Origin of the sequence: Streptomyces sp. NPDC008313, assembly GCF_042956125.1 — a bacterium.
GTDB lineage: Bacteria > Actinomycetota > Actinomycetes > Streptomycetales > Streptomycetaceae > Streptomyces.
Map to the genome: position 1 here is coordinate 179,685 of NZ_JBIBFR010000006.1, position 21,803 is coordinate 201,487.

General features: G+C 74.7%; 11 protein-coding genes. 2 read left to right on the forward strand and 9 right to left on the reverse strand.

Annotation, left to right across the window (positions count from 1 at the left end; genetic code table 11):
- Positions 1-44 precede the first annotated feature (44 nt).
- Both ACFY93_RS10655 and ACFY93_RS10660 read right to left on the reverse strand, forming a co-directional pair.
- Positions 45-1,502, reverse strand: coding sequence for an FG-GAP-like repeat-containing protein (locus ACFY93_RS10655; RefSeq protein WP_391355909.1), 1,458 nt, complete (start codon positions 1,500-1,502; stop codon positions 45-47).
- A 163-nt stretch (positions 1,503-1,665) separates the two neighbouring features.
- A complete protein-coding gene (locus ACFY93_RS10660) occupies positions 1,666-2,514 on the reverse strand; it encodes a LysR family transcriptional regulator (RefSeq protein ID WP_391355910.1) in 849 nt (282 codons plus the stop codon).
- A 104-nt stretch (positions 2,515-2,618) separates the two neighbouring features.
- Here ACFY93_RS10660 and ACFY93_RS10665 point away from each other — a divergent pair, with 104 nt between their 5' ends.
- Positions 2,619-3,380 carry an SDR family NAD(P)-dependent oxidoreductase gene (locus ACFY93_RS10665; protein ID WP_391355915.1) on the forward strand — a complete coding sequence of 254 codons (762 nt, stop codon included), beginning with the start codon at positions 2,619-2,621 and terminating at the stop codon, positions 3,378-3,380.
- Positions 3,381-3,429: 49 nt separating this feature from the next.
- Here the strand turns inward: ACFY93_RS10665 and ACFY93_RS10670 are convergent, their stop codons facing one another.
- Both ACFY93_RS10670 and rph read right to left on the reverse strand, forming a co-directional pair.
- Positions 3,430-4,626, reverse strand: a complete 1,197-nt coding sequence (locus tag ACFY93_RS10670) for an MFS transporter (protein WP_391355918.1) — start codon at positions 4,624-4,626, stop codon at positions 3,430-3,432.
- 143 nt (positions 4,627-4,769) lie between these two features.
- The gene (rph, locus tag ACFY93_RS10675) at positions 4,770-7,370 is read right to left on the reverse strand and encodes a rifamycin-inactivating phosphotransferase (protein WP_391355920.1); all 2,601 of its coding nucleotides are present in this window, start codon (positions 7,368-7,370) and stop codon (positions 4,770-4,772) included.
- A gap of 420 nt (positions 7,371-7,790) precedes the next feature.
- Between rph and ACFY93_RS10680 the strand changes: the two genes are divergently transcribed.
- A complete protein-coding gene (locus ACFY93_RS10680) occupies positions 7,791-8,432 on the forward strand; it encodes an ankyrin repeat domain-containing protein (protein ID WP_391356238.1) in 642 nt (213 codons plus the stop codon).
- Positions 8,433-8,601: 169 nt separating this feature from the next.
- On the opposite strand, the gene ACFY93_RS10685 is transcribed toward ACFY93_RS10680, so the two are convergent.
- The 5 genes from ACFY93_RS10685 to ACFY93_RS10705 form a co-directional block, all read right to left on the reverse strand.
- Positions 8,602-11,652 (reverse strand): condensation domain-containing protein, encoded by a 3,051-nt coding sequence (locus tag ACFY93_RS10685; protein ID WP_391355922.1) that lies wholly within the window; start codon positions 11,650-11,652, stop codon positions 8,602-8,604.
- Positions 11,642-15,484, reverse strand: a complete 3,843-nt coding sequence (locus ACFY93_RS10690; protein ID WP_391355924.1) for an amino acid adenylation domain-containing protein — start codon at positions 15,482-15,484, stop codon at positions 11,642-11,644. The genes ACFY93_RS10685 and ACFY93_RS10690 overlap by 11 nt, the downstream gene beginning before the upstream one ends.
- Positions 15,484-18,702: an amino acid adenylation domain-containing protein gene (locus ACFY93_RS10695; RefSeq protein ID WP_391355927.1), complete on the reverse strand. Its 3,219-nt coding sequence runs from the start codon at positions 18,700-18,702 to the stop codon at positions 15,484-15,486. Before ACFY93_RS10695 ends, ACFY93_RS10690 begins: the two co-directional genes overlap by 1 nt.
- 229 nt (positions 18,703-18,931) lie before the next feature.
- Positions 18,932-20,227, reverse strand: a complete 1,296-nt coding sequence (locus ACFY93_RS10700; protein ID WP_391355929.1) for a condensation domain-containing protein — start codon at positions 20,225-20,227, stop codon at positions 18,932-18,934.
- 183 nt (positions 20,228-20,410) lie between these two features.
- Positions 20,411-21,751 (reverse strand): MFS transporter, encoded by a 1,341-nt coding sequence (locus ACFY93_RS10705; protein WP_391355931.1) that lies wholly within the window; start codon positions 21,749-21,751, stop codon positions 20,411-20,413.
- Positions 21,752-21,803: the final 52 nt, after the last annotated feature.

The following is a 21,803-nucleotide window of genomic DNA, read 5'->3' on the forward strand; positions in this document are numbered from 1 at the left end:
GCGGTGCCGCCCCGGCGGTCGCCCGGCCGGGTCCGCCTACACGCTCACAAGCCCGACATGGAGTCGCCGAACATGGGGTCGTCCCCCGACTTCTCGATGCCCACGGTCGTCGCGCCGAAGCTCACCGAGCCGGTGGCCGTGACGCCGCCGGTGGATCCGCGCAGCACCCACACCGCGCCGTCGTCGCTGTTCTCGCCGCCCGCGCCCACCGACAGATCGGCGCGGCCGTCCTTGTCGTGGTCGGCGAGGTGGACGGCGTCGCCGAACAGGTCCGACGACTCGTTGGCGCCGGGGACGTCGGGGGTGCCCTGGTTGAAGGACTGGGCACCCGTTCCCGTCAGGCCCGAGGGGCCGCCGCGAACCACCCAGACGTTGCCCACCTGGGCCGCGGATCCGATGGTCTCGAAGTTCGCGCCGACCGCCAGGTCCGGATAGCCGTCACCGTCCACGTCACCCGCGGCCAGCGCGCCACCGAACGAGTCGTTGTACTCGTCCGCACCCGGCACGCCCTCGGTGTCCTGGCTGAGGACGGCGCTGCGCGCGGTGTCCACGCCCGCCGCGCCGCCGTAGAAGACGGTGACGGAACCGCCCTTCGCCGCGCTCTCGAGGATGTCGGGGAAGTCGTTGCCGACGACCAGGTCGTCGTGCCCGTCGCGGTCGAAGTCGGCCACGGCGAACGCCCCCGCGAAGCCCGAGCCCGCCTCCGTCTGCGGAGTGGGCCCGGCCGAGGAGCCCCGGTAGACGAAGTTGCCCGCGGAGCTTCCCACGACCACGTCGTCCGCCCCGTCGTCGTCGAAGTCCCCGGCGGCCAGCTGGACGGCGCCGTCGGGATACGCGCCGGACTCGATCTGCGCGTCGAAGCGCAGTTTCCCGGCCTCGCCGCCGGACTGGGTGAACCCGCCCTTGAAGACCCACACGTCCTTGCCGGTGGAACCGACCGCCAGATCGGTCTTCCCGTCCCCGGTGAAGTCACCGACAGCGAGGGACTGGCCGAACCGGTCGTGGCCCGACGGGTTCGGGTCACTGATCGTCGTGCCGCCCGACAGGCCGGACGAGCCGCCCCACAGGATCGTGACGGAACCGCCGTCGACATCGCCGCTGACATCCTCCAGCGGCGTGCCCACGACGAGATCGCCGTAGCCGTCGTCGTCGAGGTCGCCGTGCGCGAGCTCGGTACCGAAGCGGTCCGAGGCCTCCGAGGCGCCCGGCACGCCGGAGGAGCTCTGCGAGGTGATCTTGTGACGCCCGGCGCTGATACCGCTCGACGACCCGTAGTTGACGACCACGGCGCCGGCCTTCGCCTGCCCGTTCGCGACAGCACCGGGGGCGCCGGTCGCCAGATCGCGGTAGCCGTCACCGTTGAAATCGTCGGCGAGGCCCGACGTGGCGGCACTCGCGCCGCCGGGCAGGGTGATGAGCAGGCCACCGGCCAGGGCGGCCGCGACGACGGTGGCGCCCAGGACGGTGGAACGCCGGGAACGCTTGTGGCGCGACGGGGACATGAGTTCCTCTCCGAGACATACCTACTGGCTCACTTCATGACGTCCGGTGAGGCAGAAGGGTTGTACGGGAGAGGAGTGGCCCCTGAGGCCGACGAGGCGGCGCCCGGCGTCTATCGGGGCACGTCCGGCGCGTCGAGGAGGTGATCGTCGGGCCGGCTGCCGGTCACAGTGAGGTGGCGGCGCGGACCAGCCCGGCGACCGCGGTCGAGCGGCTGTGCGGGGGCCAGGCGATGACCGTGGTGACGCGGGGGGCGTCGAGAACCGGGACGGCGGTGAGACCCTCGCGGAGGCCGGTGCGGCCCGACTCCGGGACGACCGCGCAGGCGCGGCCGAGGGCGATGAGCTGGGTGAGCTGCGTGTGGTCGCGCACCTGCGGACCCGGACCGTCGGGGAAGGCGCCGTCGGGACCCGGCCAGCGGGGCAGGGGCAGGTCGGCCAGGCCGGTGACCTCGGCGAGCAGCAGATGGGGGCGGACACCGAGAGGGTGGGCCGCCGGGAGGATCGCCACCTGTCCCTCGGTGTACAGGTCCTCGGTGTCGAAACCGGCCGTGTCGTCGAACGGCCGGTGCAGCAGGGCCACGTCGGCGCGGCCGTCGCGCAGCACCCGTGCCTGCTCGCCCGGCCCGCACAGTACGACGTCGACCTCCGCGGCGCCCGGCTCGGCGGAGTAGGCGTCGAGGAGTTTCGCCAGCAGTTCGTCACAGGCCCCGGCCTTCGCGGCGAGGACCACCGCGGGCCGGCCGGCCGTGGCGAGGGCGGCCCGACGGGTGCGCCGCTCGGCGGCCTCGACGGCGTCCAGCGCCGCCCGCGCCTCCCGCAGCAGCACCGCCCCGGCCCCGGTCAGCGTGACGCCACGGCTGCCGCGCTCCAGCAGGGCGGCGCCCAGACGCCGTTCGAGCCCGCCGATCGCCCGCGACAGCGGGGGCTGGGCGATCCCGAGGCGCCGCGCGGCCCGGCCGAAGTGCAACTCCTCGGCGACCGCGACGAAGTACCGCAGTTCACGTGTCTCCACGGTGTCAGCGTAACCGGGCCGGCCAGGCGCGATACCCGGCCGGTATCGCCGCCCACCCGATCGGTCTTGGACGCCCGGCCGGGCCCGGGAGAAGGATCGAGGTCATGACGGATACGAACATCGTGAACGGACGGGACATCGTGAACGGACAGCACGTCGCGCTGGTGACCGGGGCCAACAAGGGCATCGGGTACGAGATCGCCGCCGGGCTCGGCGCCCTCGGCTGGTCCGTGGGGGTCGGCGCGCGGGACGGCCAGCGGCGCGAGGCCGCGGTGGAGAAGCTGCGCGCGGCCGGGGCCGACGCGTTCGGCGTGCCGCTGGACGTCACCGACGACGAGAGCGTGGCGGCGGCGGCCCGCCTGGTGGAGGAGCGGGCCGGGCGGCTCGACGCGCTGGTCAACAACGCGGGGATCACCGGCGGCGGGCCGCAGGAGCCCACCACGGTCGACGTGGACCGGGTCCGGACGGTCATGGAGACCAACGTGATCGGCGTCATCCGCGTCACCAACGCCCTCCTGCCGCTGCTGCGCCGCTCGCCGTCGCCGCGCATCGTGAACGTCTCCAGCAGCGTCGGCTCCCTGACGCTCCAGAGCACGCCGGGCGCCGAGACGGGCCCGATCGCCGTCGCCTACGCGCCGTCGAAGACGTTCCTCAACGCCGTCACCGTGCAGTACGCCAAGGAACTCGCCGGCACGGACATCCTGATCAACGCCGTCTGCCCCGGCTACACGGCGACCGACCTGAACGGCTTCCGGGGAGTGCGCACCCCGCAGCAGGGCGCGGCCTGCGCGATACGGCTGGCCACCGTGCCGGCCGACGGGCCGACGGGCCGCTTCTTCGACGACGAGGGAGAGGTGCCCTGGTGACGGGCGTCCGGGCTGCCGAACCCCGGGGAGGCGCGGGGGAGGCCGGCGCTCACCGTCCCCGGGGTGCGGTGGACCCCGTACGGCGGCCGAGGGCGCGCATCGCGACGGCGCCGGCGAGAGGACCCGGGGCGAGCAGGAGGAAGGCGTAACGCCAGTCGACGGCGTCGGCCAGGAGGGGCGTGAGCTGGATGGTGACGACGGTGAGGGCGAAACCGATCGCCGTCTGCGCGGTGAGCGCGGTTCCCACGTAGCGCTGGTCGGCGACCTCGCTGAGGGTGGTCGAGAAGACGCCGGAGTCCGCGATCACGGCGGCGCCCCAGACCGTGCAGAAGGCCAGCAGGAGCAGGGGCCCGGCGTGGAACAGGAAAGGGGAGAGCAGGCAGCACACGCCGCTGACCAGAAGTGCCGTCAGGGCGGCGGGCGGACGGCCGAAGCGGTCGGCGCCCCAGCCGCCGAGCAGACAGCCGATCGCTCCGCCCATGCCCATGGTGAGGAACACCGCGACCTCCACCGAGCCGGGCAGCTCGTCGGCCGCGGCGGTGGCCGACAGGAAGGACGGGATCCACGTCCACAGCGCGTAGAGCTCCCACATGTGCCCGAAGTAGCCGAGGTTGGCCAGACGCGGCCCGCGCTCGGTGAACATCGTGAGCGCGTAACGCGGGTTGCGGACGGCGACGGCCGGCGCCGCGTGGGGACCGGGCCGGACGAAGAGCGACGAGACGGCGGAGCCCAGGAACCCGCACGTCGCGGCGGCGAGCAGGACGCCCCGCCAGGGCAGGGAGCCCACCCCGGCGATGAGGTGGGGGAGGGTGGAGCCGAGGGTGAGCGCGGCGATGAGGACGCCCATCGTCAGGCCCCGCCTGGAGCGTCCGGCCCAGGAGGCCATCAGCTTCATGCCCACGGGGTAGACACCGGCCAGGAACACGCCGGTCAGGAAGCGCAGCGGGACGGCCTGGGCGAACCCGTCGACGAAGACGGCCAGCACCACCGTGCAGGCGGCGGCCGCAGCCGCGCTGACGGACAGCAGACGCGGGGAGGCGACCCGGTCCGCCAGGTTCAGAGCGGTCGACGCGAGCGCCCCCGCGACGAAGCCGAACTGTACGGAGGCGGTCAGCCATACGGCACCGCCGGCGGTCAGCCCCCACTCGGCCCGCAGACTCGGCACCACGGCCGACATGGAGAACCAGACGGCGAGACCGAGCACCTGCACGGCCGCGATCGCACCGCGCTGCACACCGACGTTCAAAGATGCTCCCCGCGTCCCGTCATTGTTCCACCGGACGCATACGGTAGGCGCAGGCCGACCGCCCGCACCCGTCGGCCCCGGATATCGCGTCCCCGCCGAGCCGGAGGTCTCCCGGCGGGGCGGGAGGCCTCCGGCGTGATCGGTCAGGACAGGATCTCGACGTACCCGTCGCTTCCGTGCACCCGGATCCTCTGCCCGTCCCGGATCAGCCGGGTGGCCCGGTCCACGCCGACGACGGCCGGAAGGCCGTACTCCCGGGCGATCACCGCGCCATGGGTCATCAGGCCGCCCACCTCCGTCACCAGACCGGCGACGGCGACGAACAGCGGCGACCAGCTGGGGTCGGTGAACGTCGTGACCAGGATGTCGCCCGCCTCGAGGTCGGCCTCCGCCATGTCCAGGATGACCCGGGCCCGCCCCTCGACGGTCCCCGCGGAGACCGGCACGCCCGTCAGGGCACCGGCCGGCACGTCGTCGCGCCGGTACGCGCCCGTGAGGGCCTCGCCGTCCGAGGTGAGCACCCGGGGCGGTGTGAGCGCGTGGTACGACCGGAACGCCTCCTCGCGCCGCCGGATGAGCCGGTCGTCCACCTGTCTCGTGCGCACGACGTCGTGGAACTCCTGGAACGTGAGGTGGAAGACGTCCTCGCGGTCGGCGAGCACGCCGGCCCGCACGAGGCGCCCGGCCTCCTCCAGCAGGGCCTGCTTGTACACGAGGTAGCGGCTGATGATGCCGTACTTCGGGTACTCCCGGTATCCGATGAAGGTCCTGACGCGGTCGATCATCCGCTTGGTCTCGTCGGCCTTCCGGTCCCCGTCCGGCAGGGCCCGCAGGCGTGACAGCACCTCCTCCTCCTTCTTCCGCGCCTTCTGCCGCCCCTGCTCGAAGCGCCGCCCGGCGGCGCCCGGCTCGAAGTTCCTCACGTTGTCGAGGATCACGGGCACCAGCGTGGTGGGCCGCTCGTGCCAACGCGGCCTCGTGATGTCGATCTCGCCGACGCAGCGCATGCCGTACCGGTCGAGGTAGGCCTCCACGGCGTCGCGCGCCTCGACCCCGCCCGGAAGCTTCCCCAGCGCGTCCAGGAAGCCCTCGTCCTCGACGCCGCCCTCCAGGAACGCCATCACCTCAGGCCGCGTCCGGATCACGTCCGCGACATCGAGCAGCGCCAGTCCCATCTCCGAGGTGATGTTGCCGGGGGCCGACAGGGTGAGTGTGTCGGCCGCGTTCTTCTCACCCAGCCACTCCCGCAGGTTGTCGTTGAGCCACCAGGTGGCCTCCATCCCCGCCATGATCACCTGCATGCTCAACGGGTCGCAGAGAACCCGCTTGTGCTCGGCGAAGGCGTCCAGCAGGAAGTCGAACAGGGCCGTCCCGGTCTTCGTCCGGATGTCGCGCTCCAGCGCGGCGACGGACGCCTCACTGCGCTCGATCAGTTCCGTGACGATCGCCGGATCGGTCTCGACCGTGGCGGACGCGCCACGGGCCGGCGGCCCGCCGGGACCCGCGTCCGGGAGCGACGGGACGAAGCCGTCGCGGTCGAGGACGGTCTCCAGGGCGTCCCTGACCAGCGGATCTCCTCTCCCCATGAGGTCCAGCAGACCGGCCCGGCTCGCGGGCGAGGCCAGGCGCCGGGTGACATCGACGAACAGCCGCCCGCCGGCCTCCCGCATCGGCGCGATGGCCGTCAGCCGCCACAGGGAGAGGCCCAGGGGCTTCATGGGGTCGGTCATCATCTGCTGGTGACCGACGGAGACGTAGACGTGATTGTCCTCGTCGTCGCTCTCGGGGACGGGGAACAGCGTCGTGATCGGCCGGCTCTGCACGATCTGGAAGCCGTCGTCGTCCAGGCACCATTCGATGTCCTGCGGGTGGCCGAAGCGCGCTTCGATCCGCCGCCCGAGCCGCACCAGCCGCACGACCTGCGCGTCCGTCAGCGCCGGCTGCTCCCGCAGCCGCGGGTCGACCGCCACCTGCCGCGTACCGCCGCCGGGCAGGGCCTGGACGGCACGCTCCTTGACGGCGATCGCCCTGCTGACGACTTCGCCGTCGCGCACGGTGAAGACGTCCGGGTTCACCAGCCCGGAGACGAGCGCCTCGCCGAGACCGAACCCGGCGTCCACGGTGGCGGCCTTCCGGTCGCCCGTCACGGGGTCGGCCGTGAACAGGACGCCGGCCGCGCGGGGGAGGACCATCCGCTGCACGACCACCGCCATGTGGACCGTGCGGTGGTCGATGCCCTGGCGGCGGCGGTAGGTCACGGCCCGCTCGGTGAACAGCGAGGCCCAGCACCGGCTGACGTGCTCGAGGAGCGCCGCCGGCCCCACCACGTTCAGGTACGTGTCCTGCTGACCGGCGAAGGAGGCCGTCGGCAGGTCCTCCGCCGTCGCGCTGGACCGGACGGCGTAGGCCCCTCGCTCGCCGAGCCGGGCGTGGGCCCGGGTGATCGCCGCCGCGACATCGCCAGGGACGGCGGTCTCCTCGATCGTGCGGCGAATCCGCGCGCTGAGCGTACGGATCGCCTCCCGGTCGTCCGGGTCCACCCGCGACAGCTGATCGAGCAGCCCGTCGATCGACGGCACGTGCGCGAGGGTCCGCCGGAAGGCGTCCGTCGTCACGCAGAACCCACCCGGCACACGGACGCCTTCGATCCGCGACAGCCCGCCCAGGTGCGCGCCCTTGCCGCCGACGACCGCCGCCTGGTCCTCGTCGGTCTCCTGGAGATCCAGCACGTACCGCTCAGTCACGGCGACACCCCCGAGGCGGCCGTACTCCCTGACACCGCGTGGCCGATCGGCTCACCAGGGCCTCCCACTCCGTCGAACCACTTGTCGCGCACGTACGCATCCCTGATTGCCTTCCCCCTGACATCGCCGGCCGCGCCGCCCGGTCGGGCGGCGCGCACCTGCGTACGCCACACACCTCGTTGACGCAGGTCGTGGCCTCGGCCGACGATTCTGCGCCACGACAGGGGCCTTGCGGCAAGCCCCCCGGTGCGCTATACGTTGAGTACGGCGAGGAGAAGAGATTCTCCCCGCCTTCTCTTTTGCCCCGACCGCCGACCGCCCGGGCCGCCCGTCCGTCAGGGCGCCCTCCGGGTTCGCTCGCCCGCCAGCACCGGCCCCGGGGCGCACGACCGGGTCGGCTAGCGTGCAGAGGTGATCACCATGAAGTGGGACGGCATCACCGACCGCGAACAGTTCAGCGGCTGGTATCTGGCCGAGCGGGACCGGTTCGCGGACATGGCCCGGGACGCCGACTGGCACGGCCTCTTCCACGCGCTGGGCAAGCACCCGGAGTGGGTCAACCTCAGCAGACCCGGCAACCGCAGCGGCTTCACCGCGCTGCATCAGGCGGCGTGGCACGGCGCCGACTTCCCCGTCGTCTCACGGCTGATAGCGCACGGCGCCTGGCGCACGCAGCGCACGCGAGACGGCAGGCGCGCCGTCGACGTCGCCCGGGAGCGAGGGCACACGCGTCTGCTGGAGCTGCTGGAACCGGTCGTGGTACGGCCGCTTCCGGCCCCTGCGGACGCGCTGGAGCACCACTTCCACGCGCTGCTGCGGGAGTCGACCGGCCGCTGCCTCGAGAAGACCGAGCACCTGCTGCCGCCGCTGTCCCCGCTCACGGAGACGCTGTCCTTGAAGATCTTCTTTCAGGTGATCGGCATGATGGGCGGCGTCTTCTACCACCTGGAGGACGACCACGTGCGGGTGAACGCCGGCTCGCGCATGGACTACGGCGACGGCCAGCACTACCGCGTGACCCCGGAGGGATGGGCGGAGATCGACAACTCGCCGCAGCAGTAAGGCGAGTTCCACCGGTGCGGCGCGGCGCGCGGCGGTCTCGCCCGTCAGGAGTCTCGCCGGCCGCCGGCCCGGGCTGTGGTCCGGCCGCAGCCGGTTTGGGACGAGGGCGCCGACGGGCGCCCGGCTCCCCAGGGGTCCGAGCGCCCGTCGGCGTGTCACGCGGGTCCTGTCACATGCCGTCGATCATCTCGGCCAGCACGGTGCGCCGGTCCTCGCCCGGCCGCGCCCGGAGCGGACCGGCCAGGGTCGCGCTGTCGTAGTGCCAGCGGTGGTCGAGGTCCCGGGACACCTCGTCGGTCTCGTGGAAGTCGCCCCGGACACCGAGGAGTTCCGTGAGGTCGAGCGCGAGGTCGTGCCAGGACACGTGACCGCCGCAGGCGTTGGCGACACCGTGGACGGGGCGGTCCACGCAGGCGACGACCGCGCGGGCCAGGGCCGCCGCGTGCACCCACGCGGCCCCGTACCAGTCGTGTCCACCGGCGCCGGGACGGGGCAGTTCGATCCGGCCGCCGTCGCGGGCGGCCCGGTAGAGCCCGCCGAGGGCGCCCCAGCGCAACTGTTCCCGCAGCCGCTCGTGCGCGCCCCAGACGAGGGGCGACCGCACGGCGCTCGCACCGCCGCGCCCCTCGGTTCCGGCGGCACGCAGCACCAGCGCCTCGCAGTCGAGCTTGGCCCTCCCGTACGGGCTGACCGGCTCGGAGGGCGAGGTCCGCTCGGTGACCCGGTCCGTGTCGGGGTGTCCGAAGGCGTCGACGCTGCTGACGAAGACGAACGGTCCGCGCCGCCACGCCCCGGTCAGCGCCTCCATGGCGGCCAGGTCCACCTCCGGCCTGGTGAAGGTGCAGGCGGCGTGCACGATCGCGTCCACGTCCGTGACCGCGTCCCGCAGTCCGGCCAGGTCGCTCAGGTCGCCCTCGACGACGTCCACGCCTTCGGCGGCGAGCAGATGCGCGGACTCGGGTCGCGCCAGCGCCCGTACGGGCCGTCCCTGGGCGGCCAGTTCCCGCAGGACGAACGCGCCCACGCCGCCCGTCGCGCCGGTCACCAGCACCGTGCCCGGCCGGACGCTCCGGGACCGGACCGGCTTGCGCGCGGCCTTCGCGGCGGTCTGCCGCTCCGCGCGTTCGTCGAGCAGCGCGGTGAGCGCGCGGGGTGTACGGGCCTGGAGCACGTCGAGGCCCGTGAGCGGCAGTCCCAGCTCCGTGCGCAGCCGTTCGGCGAGCCGCACGGCGATCAGGGACTGACCACCGAGGTCGAAGAAGTCGTCATCAGGTGACGGGACCGGACCGAGCAGCGCGGCGAAGGCCCCGATGACGGCCTCGGCCCGCGACCCGGACGCGGCGCCGGGTGAGGGCGCCCCGGGCAGCCGGGCGCCGTCGGGGGCACCGTCCGCCGTGCGCGGCAGCGCGTCGAGCAGGGTGACGGAGGCGGGTACGGCCTCGGGCGGGAGCGACCTGCGCAGCAGACCCAGCAGCTCGTGACCGGACGGACCGACACCGTCGCGCAGCACCGCAAAGGCCATGGGCGGCCCCGACGCGCCCTGGAGCACCGCGGCTTCGACGACCTGCGGGTGGGCGCGCAGAGCCTGTGCCGCCGGGCACTCAGCGTCGGGGAGGCCGCGTGGGTCGTCTTGTGCGCCGGGGAGACGCGACGCGCGCGGGTCAGGCGATCCGCCAGAACCGGGCCGCGCGTCGGAACCGGGCCGCTCGCCGGGGAGCGCGCCGGGGCCGGGCAGCGCGCTCAGCGCGCGTTCCGGGTCGGCCGCAGCGGCGTCGAGCAGGGCCGCGTAGTCCCGTGCCGTCGCCTCCGCCACGGCGTCGTCCAGCGCGTTCCGGTCGTACTGGACCAGCGCCACGGGGTGCGCGGTGTCACCCAGGTCCAGGCAGTAGGACACGGGGAACTTCGCGCCGCCGGTGGGCACGTCGACGTACTCGGCCGATGTCCCGGGCAGTCGCAGCACCGTGGGTTCGCCGAGGACGTCGGACGTGACACGGACCAGGGCGGTGCCGTCCGTGCCGCGTGCTGTGGCACCGAGGCGTTCGAGGAGGAGGTCGAAGGGGATGTGCCGGTGCCGCTGGGCCTCCAGCAGCGCGTCGCGCACCCGTCGCAGCAGCTGGGCGAACGACGGGTCGCCCGAGGCGTCGACCCGTACGGGCAGGGTGTTGACGCACAGACCGACCAGGCCGCGCATGGCGGTGCCGCTGCGATGCGTGCCGGCCACACCGATGACGAGGTCGTCGTCGCCGGTGAGGCGGTGCAGCGCCGCGAAGGCCGCCGTCAGCGACACCGCGAAGAGCGTGGCGCGGCGCTCGGTTCCCAGCGCCCTCAGGGCGTCGGGCAGCGTGGGCGCGAGGGGCACGGTGTGCACCGCCGCAGGCCGCGCGGTGTGCGGCGCGCCCGCCGCCGGGGCGGGCAGCCGGGGCGCGGCGACATCGGCCAACTCGCGGCTCAGACGGGTCAGCTCCGCTTCGAGGCCGGGGATCCCGTCGTGCTCGCGGCGCGCGTGGTCGGCGTACTGCGGCGGTACGGCGAGCGCGTCCCGGCCGGGGGTGCCGGTGGCGGCCGTGTGAAGGGCGGCGAGCTCGGCGGCCACGGTCGGCAGCGAGCCACCGTCGACAGCGATGTGATGGAACGTCAGCAGCACGGTGTGGTCGTGCGATCCGTGACGCAGGACGAGCGCGCGTACCGCCTCGCCGGCCGCCAGATCGAACGGCCGGGCGGCTTCCCGCCCCAGCAACTCCGCGGCGTGCGCGGCGTCCGCGTCCACGACGGGTACGGGGACGATCCGTGGCGCCGGAAGCACCTCCTGGCAGGGCTCGCCGTCCCGTTCGGCGTAGCGGGTGCGCAGGATCTCGTGCCGCGTCACCAGCGCGGTGAGGGCGGCGGCGAACGCTGCCGGGTCGAACGGGCCGCGTACGCGGGTGGCGAACGGTACGTGGTAGGAGTCGCCGGCGCCGCCGAGCCGTTCCGTCAGCCACATGCGGCGCTGGGCGCGCGAGAGCGGGAGGCGGCCGGGCCGCGTCCCCCGGTCGGGCGGGGTCGCGCCCTCGGGTACGTGGCCGCTGTCGCCCTCGACCGTGCCGGTACCGGTACCGGCACCGGCACTGGTGGTGGCCGTGGTGCGCCGGGCGGCGCCGGCGCGGGCGCGTGCCCGGCGCAGCAGTTCCCGCTGGAGTTCCCGCTGCCGGGGGCGCGCCGTGGAGTCGGCGTCAGTGGACATCGCTGTGCTCCGGGGTCTCGGGGTGGAGGTCGCTGTCGGTGGTCAGCAGGGCGCGTTCGACCAGAGCGGCCTGTGCGGCGACGGTCGGGGCGGCGAAGAAGTCGGCGAGGGCCAGTTCGACACCGAGGTCCTCGCGCAGGTCGTCGGTGACGGCGAGGGCGAGGAGGGAGTGACCGCCGAGGGCGAGGAAGTCGGCGTCGGCGCGCGTGACGTCGCTGCCCAGCGCCCGGCTCCACACCTCGGCCACGGCCTGTTCCAGCGGCGTCATCTCTGCCGCGGGTGCTGCGTCGGCGTCGTCCCCGGCCTCCCGGGCGAGGCCGGCCAGCGCACGCCGGTCGACCTTGCCCGACGGGGTGAGGGGGAGCCGCTCCACCATGGTGACCGCGTCGGGCACCAGGTGCGCGGGCAGGACGGCGGTGAGCCGTTCGCGCAGCGCTCGGGCAGGAGGCACCGGCCCGGGCGCGGCGACGACGAACGCGACGAGGCGGGCGTCGGGTGTGCCCGCGCGGTCGGCGGTGACGGCGGCGTCGTCGACGCCCGGTTCCTGCCGCAGCGCGTGCTCGACCTCCGCGGGTTCGATGCGGAAGCCGCGGACCTTGACCTGGTCGTCGTTGCGGCCGTGGAACTCCAGGCCGCCGTCGGGACGGAAGGAGACGATGTCGCCCGTGCGGTAGAGCCGGCCGGCGGCGGGGTGCTCGACGAACCGCTCGGCCGTGAGGTCGGGCCGGCCGGTGTATCCGTGGGCGAGCCGGCTGCCGCCGATCCACAGTTCGCCCCGGTCGCCGTCCGGGACGGGGGCGCCGTCGGCGTCCAGGACGTGCACGGTGGCCCCGGCGATGGGCCTGCCGATGGGTATGGGCGCGTCGCAGTCGCGCTCGGTGACCCGGTGGGCCGTGGCGAAGGTGGTCGCCTCGGTGGGCCCGTACACGTTGACGAGTTCCAGCCAGGGGAAGGCGGTCAGCACCTCGCGTGCCTGCGCGGCCCCCAGCGCCTCGCCGCCCACCAGGACCGAGCGGAGCTGGGCGAAGAGGCGGGAGCGGCGCGAGGCGAGCTGGTGGAAGAGGGCCGTGGTGAGGAACGCCACCGTCACGCCGTGGCGTTCGACGTGCCGGGCCAGGTCCTCCAGGGAGGGGCGCTGCACGGTGCAGACGACGACCGCGGCGCCGTTGGCGAGCGCGCCCCACACCTCGAACGTCGAGGCGTCGAAGGTCATGGGGGAGTGGAAGAGGATGCGGTCGCGGGCGGTGACGGTGACGTAGTCCGGGGCGGTGACGAGTTCGGCGACCGCCGCGTGCGGGACGACGACGCCCTTGGGACGGCCGGTGGAGCCGGAGGTGAACATGATGAACGCCGGACTGTCCGGGTCGGCGTCGTCCACGAACCCGCCGTCGGTCAACGGCTCCTCCGGCAGGGCGAGAACGGGTCCGGCGAGCCCGGCCGCCTCCAGCAGCTTCGCGTCGCCGAGGGTGAGCGTCACGTCCGCGTCGGCGATCATCGCCTCGGTGCGGGGCCGCGGCTGGGCCGGGTCCAGCGGCACGCACACGGCTCCGGCCCACCACAGGGCGAGCTGGGCGACGACGGTACGGGCCGACCGGGTCGTCAGCAGCGCCACCCGGTCGCCGCGGCCCACCTGGTGGTCGCGCAGGCGTGCGGCGAGGGCGCGGCCGGCCTGGACGAGACGTCCGTAGGTGAGGGTGGTGTCGCCGTCGACGACGGCCAGGGCGTCCGGGGTGAGTTCGGCGTGCCGCGCGACGAGCGCGGTCACGGCCTTCGCCGAAGCCGATGCGGGTGCCGACGCCGAAGTGGGCGCGGGCGGCGTGACGGGTGCGGTGGTCCGGTCACCGGCCGGCGCCGCGGGAGCGCGGTCCGCCGGGGCGGCGGAGCGCGGGGTCGTGGGCGCCGTGCCGGGCTCCTGAGGGTCGTGGGGCCGGCGCTGGTCGAGGAGGGCGGCGAAGGCGCGCAGATCGGTGCTGCGCAGCAGTTCGTGGGCGCGGGGGCGTACGCCGGTCTCGCGCTCGACGGTCACCAGGAGCCGGGCGGCGACGACGGAGGTGCCGCCGGCGTCGACGAAGTTGTCATCGAGGACGATGCCGGGCCGGCCGAGGAGGTCGCGCACGGCCGTCAGGACGAGTCGCTCGGTGGGGGTGGCGCCGGCGAGGTCGTCCGTGGTCGTCGCGGCGGAGGCGGGGCCGGAGGCGCGGGCCGCCAGAGCGGCCCGGTCGACCTTGCCGTTGGCGTCGAGGGGGTACCCGTCGACGACCCGTACGGTGGCGGGGACCGCCTGCTCGGGGAGCCACGCCCGGACGGCGGCGAGCAGGTCACGGGCCGTGGGCCCGGCGCCGTCGGCGAGCCGTACGTGTGCGGCCAGACGCGCGTGACCGGAGTCGTCGCGCGCCACGGTGACGACGGCACTGCGCACACGGGGGTCCTGCTCGAAGGCGGCCTCCACCTCGGCCGGTTCGATGCGTACCCCGCTGATCTTGACCTGGTCGTCGAGGCGGCCGAGGAACTCCAGGCTGCCGTCGGCGTTCATCCGCACCCGGTCGCCGGTGCGGTACAGGCGGTCGGCCGAGGACAGCGCGGGGTGCTCCGGTGGGGCGGTGAAGCGGTGTGCGGTGAGCTCGGGGTCGAGGTAGCCGAGCGCCAGGCAGTGCCCTCCGACGCGCAGCTCGCCGTCCTGCCCGCGTGCGACGGGCCGGCCGTCCTCGCCGGTGACGACGATGGTGACACCCGGCAGCGGGGTGCCGATGGGCGGCGGGGACAGCTCGCCCGCACGCGCGTCGGCGCCGCGCATGGCGTGGGTGGTGGTGACGACGGTGGCTTCGGCGGGCCCGTAGGCGTTGTGGACGGTGGCGGTGACGTCGGGGCCCGGGTGGCGGCGCATCCGGTCGCCGCCGACGATCAGATGACGCAGTTTCAGGTCCTCGGGCCACGGCTGGTCCAGGAGCGGTTCGACGGTGGGCGTGGCGGCCACGGCCACGGTGACGGCGGCGTCGCGCCACCAGTCGGTGAGCAGACGCGAGTCCCAGCGGGTGTCGTCGGGCGCCGGGACGAGGGCGGCCCCCGAGGTGAGCGCGGCCCACAGTTCCAGCAGATGCGGGTCGAAGGCGACACCGATGACCAGGGACTGGCGGTCGCCCGGCGCCAGGCCGGTCTCGGCCCGGTACCAGTCGAGGGCGACGGACAGCGAGGCCTCGGCCACGGCGACCGCCTTGGGGCGGCCCGTGGACCCGGAGGTGAGGACGGCGTACAGGGCCCCCTCGGGCGCGCGCCGGGTGCCGCGGCCGCCGGCCGTGAAGGCCGCCACCGCCGCGGCGGGGGCGTTCACGCCGTCGGTGGGCAGGGGCAGGGGTGCCGCCTCGCCGGTCCGGTGGCTCCCGGGCAGGGCGTCCGGGTCCCCGATGAGGCAGACGACGTCGAGGTCCTCGGTGACCGCCTGGGTGCGGCGTTCGCCGGGGCGGGGGCCGAGGGGGAGGTAGACGGCGCCGATCCGGGCGAGCGCGACGGCCGTCACCACGAGGGCGGTGGAGCGGTCCAGGCAGACGCCGACCAGATCCCCGGGCCGTACGCGGTCGCCCAGGGCGGCGGCGACGCGCGCGGCCGCGGTGTCGAGGTCCTGGTACGTCCAGGTCCGTGCGCCGTCGATCACGGCGGGCGCCTGCGGGGTGCGCCGGGCCCAGTCCTCGAAGCGGGCGAGCACGGCGGTCGGTTCGGCGGCGGGGCCATGGGCGATGCTCAGCGCCGTGCCGGTGCCGGTGCCGGTGCCGGTGGACGGGGTCGCGGTGCCGGTGGGCGTGACCGCGGTGTCGGAGGTGGGCGGGAGCTGGGTCATCACGACTCCGTGGAAAGGGTGGCGGTGGCCGCGAGGGCGTCGGCCTGGTCGGCGAGGACGGGGTTGCGGAAGAGCGTCTTCAACGGCGGGCGCGCGCCCAGCCGGGGCTCCAGCCAGGCCGCGAGCTCGGCGGCCAGCAGGGAATGGCCCCCGCTGCGGAAGAAGTGCGAGCGGGCGTCGAAGCGGCTGTGGCCGAGGACCTTGCGCCAGCCCTCCGTGAGCAGGACTGTCATCGCGTCGTCCGGCTCGGCGGTGGCTTGGCCGGACCCGGACCCGGACCCGGACGTGGGCGCGGACGTGGACGTGGACGAGTGCGCGGCCATGGGCGCGGACCCGGAGCCGGTCGCCGTCGCCGCGTCCGCCACGGGGTCGAGCGCCGCCGCCCGGCGGGCCAGGGCCGTACGGTCGGGTTTGCCGCCGGCGAGGCTGGGCATGGTGTCCAGCCGCGCCCATCGGGCGGGCACGAGGGGGCCGGGCAGACGGCGGCTCAGCTCGGCGTGGAGCGCCTTCTCGTCGAGGTCCGCGTGGGCGGGCCCGTCCTCGAGGAAGCCGACGAGCCGGGGCCCGCCGGGACTCTCGCGGTCCAGTACGACGGCGCAGGAGCGGCCGCCGAGCGCCGCGGACGCCGCCGCCTCGATCTCCTCCAGCTCGATGCGGTGACCGCGCAGTTTGATCTGGTGGTCACGCCGCCCCAGGAAGTACAGCAGACCGTCCGGACCGCGGTAGCCCAGGTCACCGGTGAGGTAGACGCGTTCCCCGCCGAGCGCGTCGACGGTGACGAACCGGGCGGCCGTCGCCTCCGCGTTGCCCGCGTACCCCTCGGCGAGGCCGGGCCCGGCAATGGCGAGCTCACCGACGCCGCCCGACGGCAGCGGCCGGTGGTGGGCGTCCAGGACGTGAACGCGCTCGCCCGGCAGTTCGGTGCCGAGCGGGATCTCCGCGTCGTCGGTGAGGGTGTCGCGGGAGATCTCGTGGACCGTGGAGCTGATGGCCGCCTCCGTGACGCCGTACACGTTGAGGACGGTGGCGTCCGTGTCGGCGAGGACGCCGCGCAGCGCCCGCGCGGGAAGGCGTTCGCCGCCGAGGACCAGGAGCCTCGGTGTCCAGCTCCCGTCGCGCAGCGCGGGCCGCAGGTCGTCCCGGGTGGCGAGGAAGTAGCTGGTGGGCAGGTTGGCGACGGTGACCCGGGCGGACGCGAGCAGGCCGGCGAGTTCGCTGCCGGTGGGCACCTCGTGCTCGGGGAGGACCAGGCAGGCCCCGGCGTGCAGGGTCGGCAGCGCCTCCTCCAGCGCGACGTCGAAGGACGGCTGGGCGAACATGAGGACCCGGTCCGAGGCGGTGAGACCGAACCGGTCGGCGGCGGCGGTCAGATGGTGCACCAGCGCCGCGCGGCCGACGGCGACCGGCTTCGGCGTACCGGTGGAGCCGGAGGTGTGGATGACGTAGGTGGTGCCGGGCAGTACGGCGGCGTCGTGGACGCGCGGCAGCACCGGCGCGTCGACGCGGGCGGCGGGCAGTCCGGCGGGGAGGTCCGGGGCGTCCTCGCCGGTCAGGACCAGCGCCGGGGCGAGCCGCTTCAGCAGCAGTCCGAGACGGGCCGGCGGGTCGGACGGGGACAGCGGGCAGTGAACGGCGCCGGTCCGCAGGCACGCCAGCAGGGCGACGACCGCGTCGGCCCCCCGGGGCAGGACGACGGCCACCGGCTGTCCGGGTTCCACGCCCGCGTCGCGCAGCCGGCCCGCGAGCGATGTCACGCGCTCGTCGAGTTCCCCGTAGGTGAGGTGGCGTGTGCCGCACCGCAGGGCGGGCAGCGACGGGTCGTGGGCGCGCACCGGGTCCAGCGGATCGCGGTCGGGGGGGACGGGCACGGGCGCGGCGGCCGGTTCCACCGCCGCCGGTGCCAGGTCGGCCAGCGCGGCCCCGGGAGCGTCCAGGTAGGCGCGCAGGAGGTGCAGGAAGCGGCCGGCGAGCAGCCGGGCGACGTCCTCGCCGAAGAGGTCGGCGTCGTAGTCCCACACGAGGGTCATGCCGGCCGCGCCGTGGCGCGGGGTGACGCCGCGCCGGTCGTCCGGAAGCAGCACCACGTCGAGGTCGAAGCGGGTGGTGCCGGTGTTGAATCCCTCGAAGAGAGTGATGTCGAGGCCGGGGACGTCGATCTCGGGCAGAGGTGCGTCGTGGGCACTGAACATGACGGAGAACAGCGGGTTGTCGGCGCCGAAGGTGTGCATACCGAGGGCCCGGGTCAGCTCCTGGACCGGCACGTCCTGGTGCGGAAGGGCACGGATGAGGGTGTCGGTGACCTCGTCCATGGCGTCCTGGGCGGGGGCGGCGGCGTCCAGGTCGAGGGGCAGCGGGATCGTGTTGACGAACATGCCGACGGCGTCCTCGTAGCCGCGGGGACGGTTGCCGACGGCGGTGCCGACGACCATCCGGGAGCGGCCGCTGTGCCGGCGCAGGAGTTCGGCGAACAGGCCGAGGAGCGTGGCGAACGGGGTGAGGCCGCGCGAGCGGGCATGCCCGCGCAGCCGCTCGGCGAGATCGGCGCCGATCGTCTGCCGCAACTGGCCGCCGTGGTGCCTGCGTCGGCCGCCGGGGCGGGTGAGACCGGGCAGCGGCAGATCGTGGGGCAGCTCGCGCAGCTCGTTCTGCCAGAAGTCGAGGGACTCCGGCGCGTACGCGGCCTCGGCCTGGGCCCGGACGTGGTCCGCGTACGACGGGGCGGGCGGCAACTGGAGGGTGTCGCCGAGGACATGAGCGCGGTAGACGCGGAAGACGTCGTCGAGGAGGATCGCGAACGAGTGGCCGTCGTGGATCAGATGGTGCTCCACGTGGATGAGCCGGTGGTGGCGCCCGGCGAGCCGCACGAGCGTCCAGCGGATCAGCGGCGCCTCGAAGGTGTCGAGGGGCGTCTCTGCCTCGTCGCGCAGCAGCCGCGCGTACGCCGCCTCGGGGTCGTCCTCCACGGAGAGGTCGACGGTGCGCAGCCTCGGCCCGCACCGCTCCGCGACCCGCTGCGCCGGTGAGGACCCGCTGCGGGCGACGAGTTCGAGCCGTAGCCCGGGGTGGCGTGCCAGAGTGGCGGCGAGGCCCTGGCGCAGCGCCTCGGTGTCGAGGGTGCCCCACAGGTCGAGTGCGGCGGTGAAGTTGTAGGCGCGGCTGCCGGGCTGCATCTGTTCGTGCAGCCAGACGATCTCCTGCGAGGAGGAGAGCGGAAGCATGGGCGATCCCTGAGGTCGTCGGGGCGGTTTTCCGGTGCCGGTCACGGTCGTTGCCGGCGGCGGCGGTGGTGCGGGCGTGCTCCGCGGGTCGCGCGGTGACGCTTCGCGGGGGCGCGGGCGGTGCCTGGGCACGGCGGGTCGCGCGGGGTCGGGTCGGATCGGTGCGCCGGTGCGGGGCGGCGCGCGTACGGGGCAGCGGGCGGCGTGGGCGCGTTCGGGTGGGTGCGTGTCAGTGCACGGCCTGCTCCGGTGGGCGCAGCGTCCGGGTGAGCGCGTCGAACGCCCGGTGTGCGAGGTCGTCGTCGAGGACGGCGCGGTCCCATACCATCCGGAGACGGATCTCCGCCCCCTGGGTGACGGATACGGCGAAGGGGCCGCGGACAGGTCTGCCGTCGACGTGGATCTCCCGTCCCTCGACGCCGGCGAGGTCGAGGCAGGTGCGGCGGCTGTCGTCGTCCACCGTCAGCAGTCCGTCGAGGCCGCCGGTCCAGTCCGAACCGGCCGTCCGGGCGGCGTTGACGACCGCGTCGAAGGGCGCGTCGGCGCGGTCGAGGTCGTCCCACCAGGTGTCGGCCGTCGTCTCCGGGGCGGACTCGTGCCCGGTGGCGGCCGGGAAGACGACGGTGTTGAGGAAGCAGCCCACGACCGGCTCAGCGCCGCCGGGTCGGCCGCCCCACGGGTAGCCGAGCGGCACGACGCGGCCCGGCCCGTACAGCACGTGGGCCGCGGAACGGCAGGCGTCGAGCAGTCCGGTGAAGGGGACGCCGCCCTCGTGCCCGGGCAGCCGCGCCTGCGCGGTGCCACTGGGGAGTGTGTCCCCGGGTACGCGATCCGGGCGGGGAGCCGGGGCCTGCGGGCGTACGGCGCGCAGCCGGTCCGCCCAGTACGCGACCGCCTCGGGTGCCTCCGCCCGTTCCTCGGCGGCGAGTTGGAGGAGGACGGCCTCCCGGTAGGCGACGCGCTCGGCTTCCGTCTCCTCGGGCGAGGGACCGGGCCCGGTGGCGTCCTCGGCGTACGCGGTGGCGAGTTCCCCGACGATCCGGGCCAGCGAGCGGCCGTCGCAGACGGCGTGGTCCAGGACGACGGCGAGGATGTCCTCCCCGCGGGCCTCGTCGTCGCGCACGAGGAACAGCCGCACGGGCGGCCCCTCGGGGTCCCAGGCGGCCAGCGCGCGGCGGAGCGTGTCGGCGGGCCGCTCGCCGGGGGCGGAGGCCGGCCGGATCACCAGACCGTCCGGTTCCCCGACGCTCAGGACGGGGGTACCGCGCACGACGGTGGGCCGCGAGCGCAGGGCGGTGTGCCGCGCGGCGAGCCGGCGGGCGGCGGCCCGCAGCCGCTCGGGGTCGACGGTGTCGTGCGGGAAGGCGAAGAACATCGGCACCAGGTCGGGGCGTCCCGACGGGTCCAGTGAACGCACCAGCACGAAGCGGCGCTGTGCCCCGGTGACGGGCAGCAGGGCGCCGGACCGGTCATCGGTGGTGAGATGCCGGTAGCGGGCCAGGTACTGGCTCGTGATGCTGGGCACGTGGTCCTCTCTGTCGGTGCCGCGACCGTGCGGGACGGGGCGGGACGAGCTGGGTGCGTGGGTGCGTGGGTGACGCGTCTCCGGCCGTACGGGCGCGGTGATGTGGTGGTGCGGTGGGGTGGGGTGGGCAGCTGTGGGCGGTGCTCGATCCGCCGAGGGCCTCGGCCCGGCCCGCCGGGTGGTTCAGCGGGCGGACGCGGGATCGGGCGCCTCGCCGCCGTCGGCGGGGGCGCCGTCCCGCGGTGGCTCCTGGCCGGTGCCCGCGAGGAGGCGGTCCGGGGCGGGCAGATCCCGCATCCGGCGCAGCGGGGAGAGCAGCAACGGCAGAGGTACGGCGAGGAAGCCGGCGGCGCACCAGGCGAGTGCCGTGCGCGGCCCGTAGGACTGGGCGAGCGCACCGCCGAGCAGCGCGCCGAGCGGCAGTGTGCCCCACATGAGGAAGCGCAGGGTGGCGTTCATCCGCCCGAGCAGCCGCGGCGGGCACAGCGCCTGGCGGAAGCTGACCTGGGCGACGTTGTAGACGACGGCGCCGAAGGAGACGACCGCCGACCCGGTGGCGAAGAGCACCGCGCCGAGGCCGCCGTGACCGGACAGGGGCCACAGCACGGCGAACGGCCCGGTGAGGAGGACGGACAGGAGGATGACCCGCGCCTGTCCCAGCCGCGCGCCCAGGCGCCCGGCGCACACGGCGCCCAGGAGTCCTCCGACGGCTGAGGCGGACAGCACCAGCCCGAGCGCGCCCGGCCTCAGTCCGACGGCGCGGACGAGATGAACGGTCTGCGTCGCCATGAGCACGGCCGCACAGAGGTTGGCGAGCGCGGTGGTGAGGGCGATGACACGGAGCAGCGGATGACCGGTGACGAAGCGGATGCCCTCGCCGATGTCCTTGCGCAGGGAGACGCCGGGGGTGGGCTCGGGCGGGTCCTCGGGCTGCTCGATGCGCAGGAGGAACAGGGCGGAGAGCGCGTAGCCGACGGCGTCGGCGACGACGGCGAGGTGCGCCCCGACGAGCTGGACCAGCCCGCCGCCGAGACCGGGGCCGGTCACCTGCGCGGTGGAACGGACCGTCTCCAGCGCGCCGTTGCCCGGCACGAGCTGGTCGAGGGGAAGGATCTGCGGCAGATAGCTCTGGTGGGCGACGTCGAAGAACACGGTCGCCACGCCGGTGACGAGCGCGACGGCGTAGAGCTGAGCCATCGTCAGGACGTCGAGGAGAGCGGCGGTGGGGACGCTCGCCATGGCCGCGGCGCGCACCAGGTCGGCGCGGACCATCAACGGGCGCTTGCGCATACGGTCGGTCAGCGCCCCGGCCGGCAGCCCGACGAGCAGGAAGCCGGCGGTCTCCGCGGCGGTGACGAGGCCCACCTGGAAGGCGGAGGCGTCGAGTTCGAGGACGGCCACCAGGGGCAGGGCCACCAGCGTGACCTGGGCGCCGAGCTGCCCGGCGGCGGCTCCCGCGAGCAGCAGCCGGAAGTCGCGTGAGCGCAGCGGGCCACCGGTGGCGGCTCGGGATGTGACGGACATGTGGGCGACATTCGCCGAGCGGCCGATCGGGAGTCAAAAGATCCACATCAGT

Bases quoted from the DNA above. Each gene is read 5' to 3' on its own strand.
- ACFY93_RS10695 (WP_391355927.1), bottom strand. From the start codon at position 18,702: ATGCTTCCGCTCTCCTCCTCGCAGGAGATCGTCTGGCTGCACGAACAG.
- ACFY93_RS10690 (WP_391355924.1), bottom strand. From the start codon at position 15,484: ATGACCCAGCTCCCGCCCACCTCCGACACCGCGGTCACGCCCACCGGC.
- ACFY93_RS10705 (WP_391355931.1), bottom strand. From the start codon at position 21,751: ATGTCCGTCACATCCCGAGCCGCCACCGGTGGCCCGCTGCGCTCACGC.
- ACFY93_RS10685 (WP_391355922.1), bottom strand. From the start codon at position 11,652: ATGTCCACTGACGCCGACTCCACGGCGCGCCCCCGGCAGCGGGAACTC.
- ACFY93_RS10665 (WP_391355915.1), top strand. From the start codon at position 2,619: ATGACGGATACGAACATCGTGAACGGACGGGACATCGTGAACGGACAG.
- ACFY93_RS10680 (WP_391356238.1), top strand. From the start codon at position 7,791: ATGAAGTGGGACGGCATCACCGACCGCGAACAGTTCAGCGGCTGGTAT.
- ACFY93_RS10655 (WP_391355909.1), bottom strand. From the start codon at position 1,502: ATGTCCCCGTCGCGCCACAAGCGTTCCCGGCGTTCCACCGTCCTGGGC.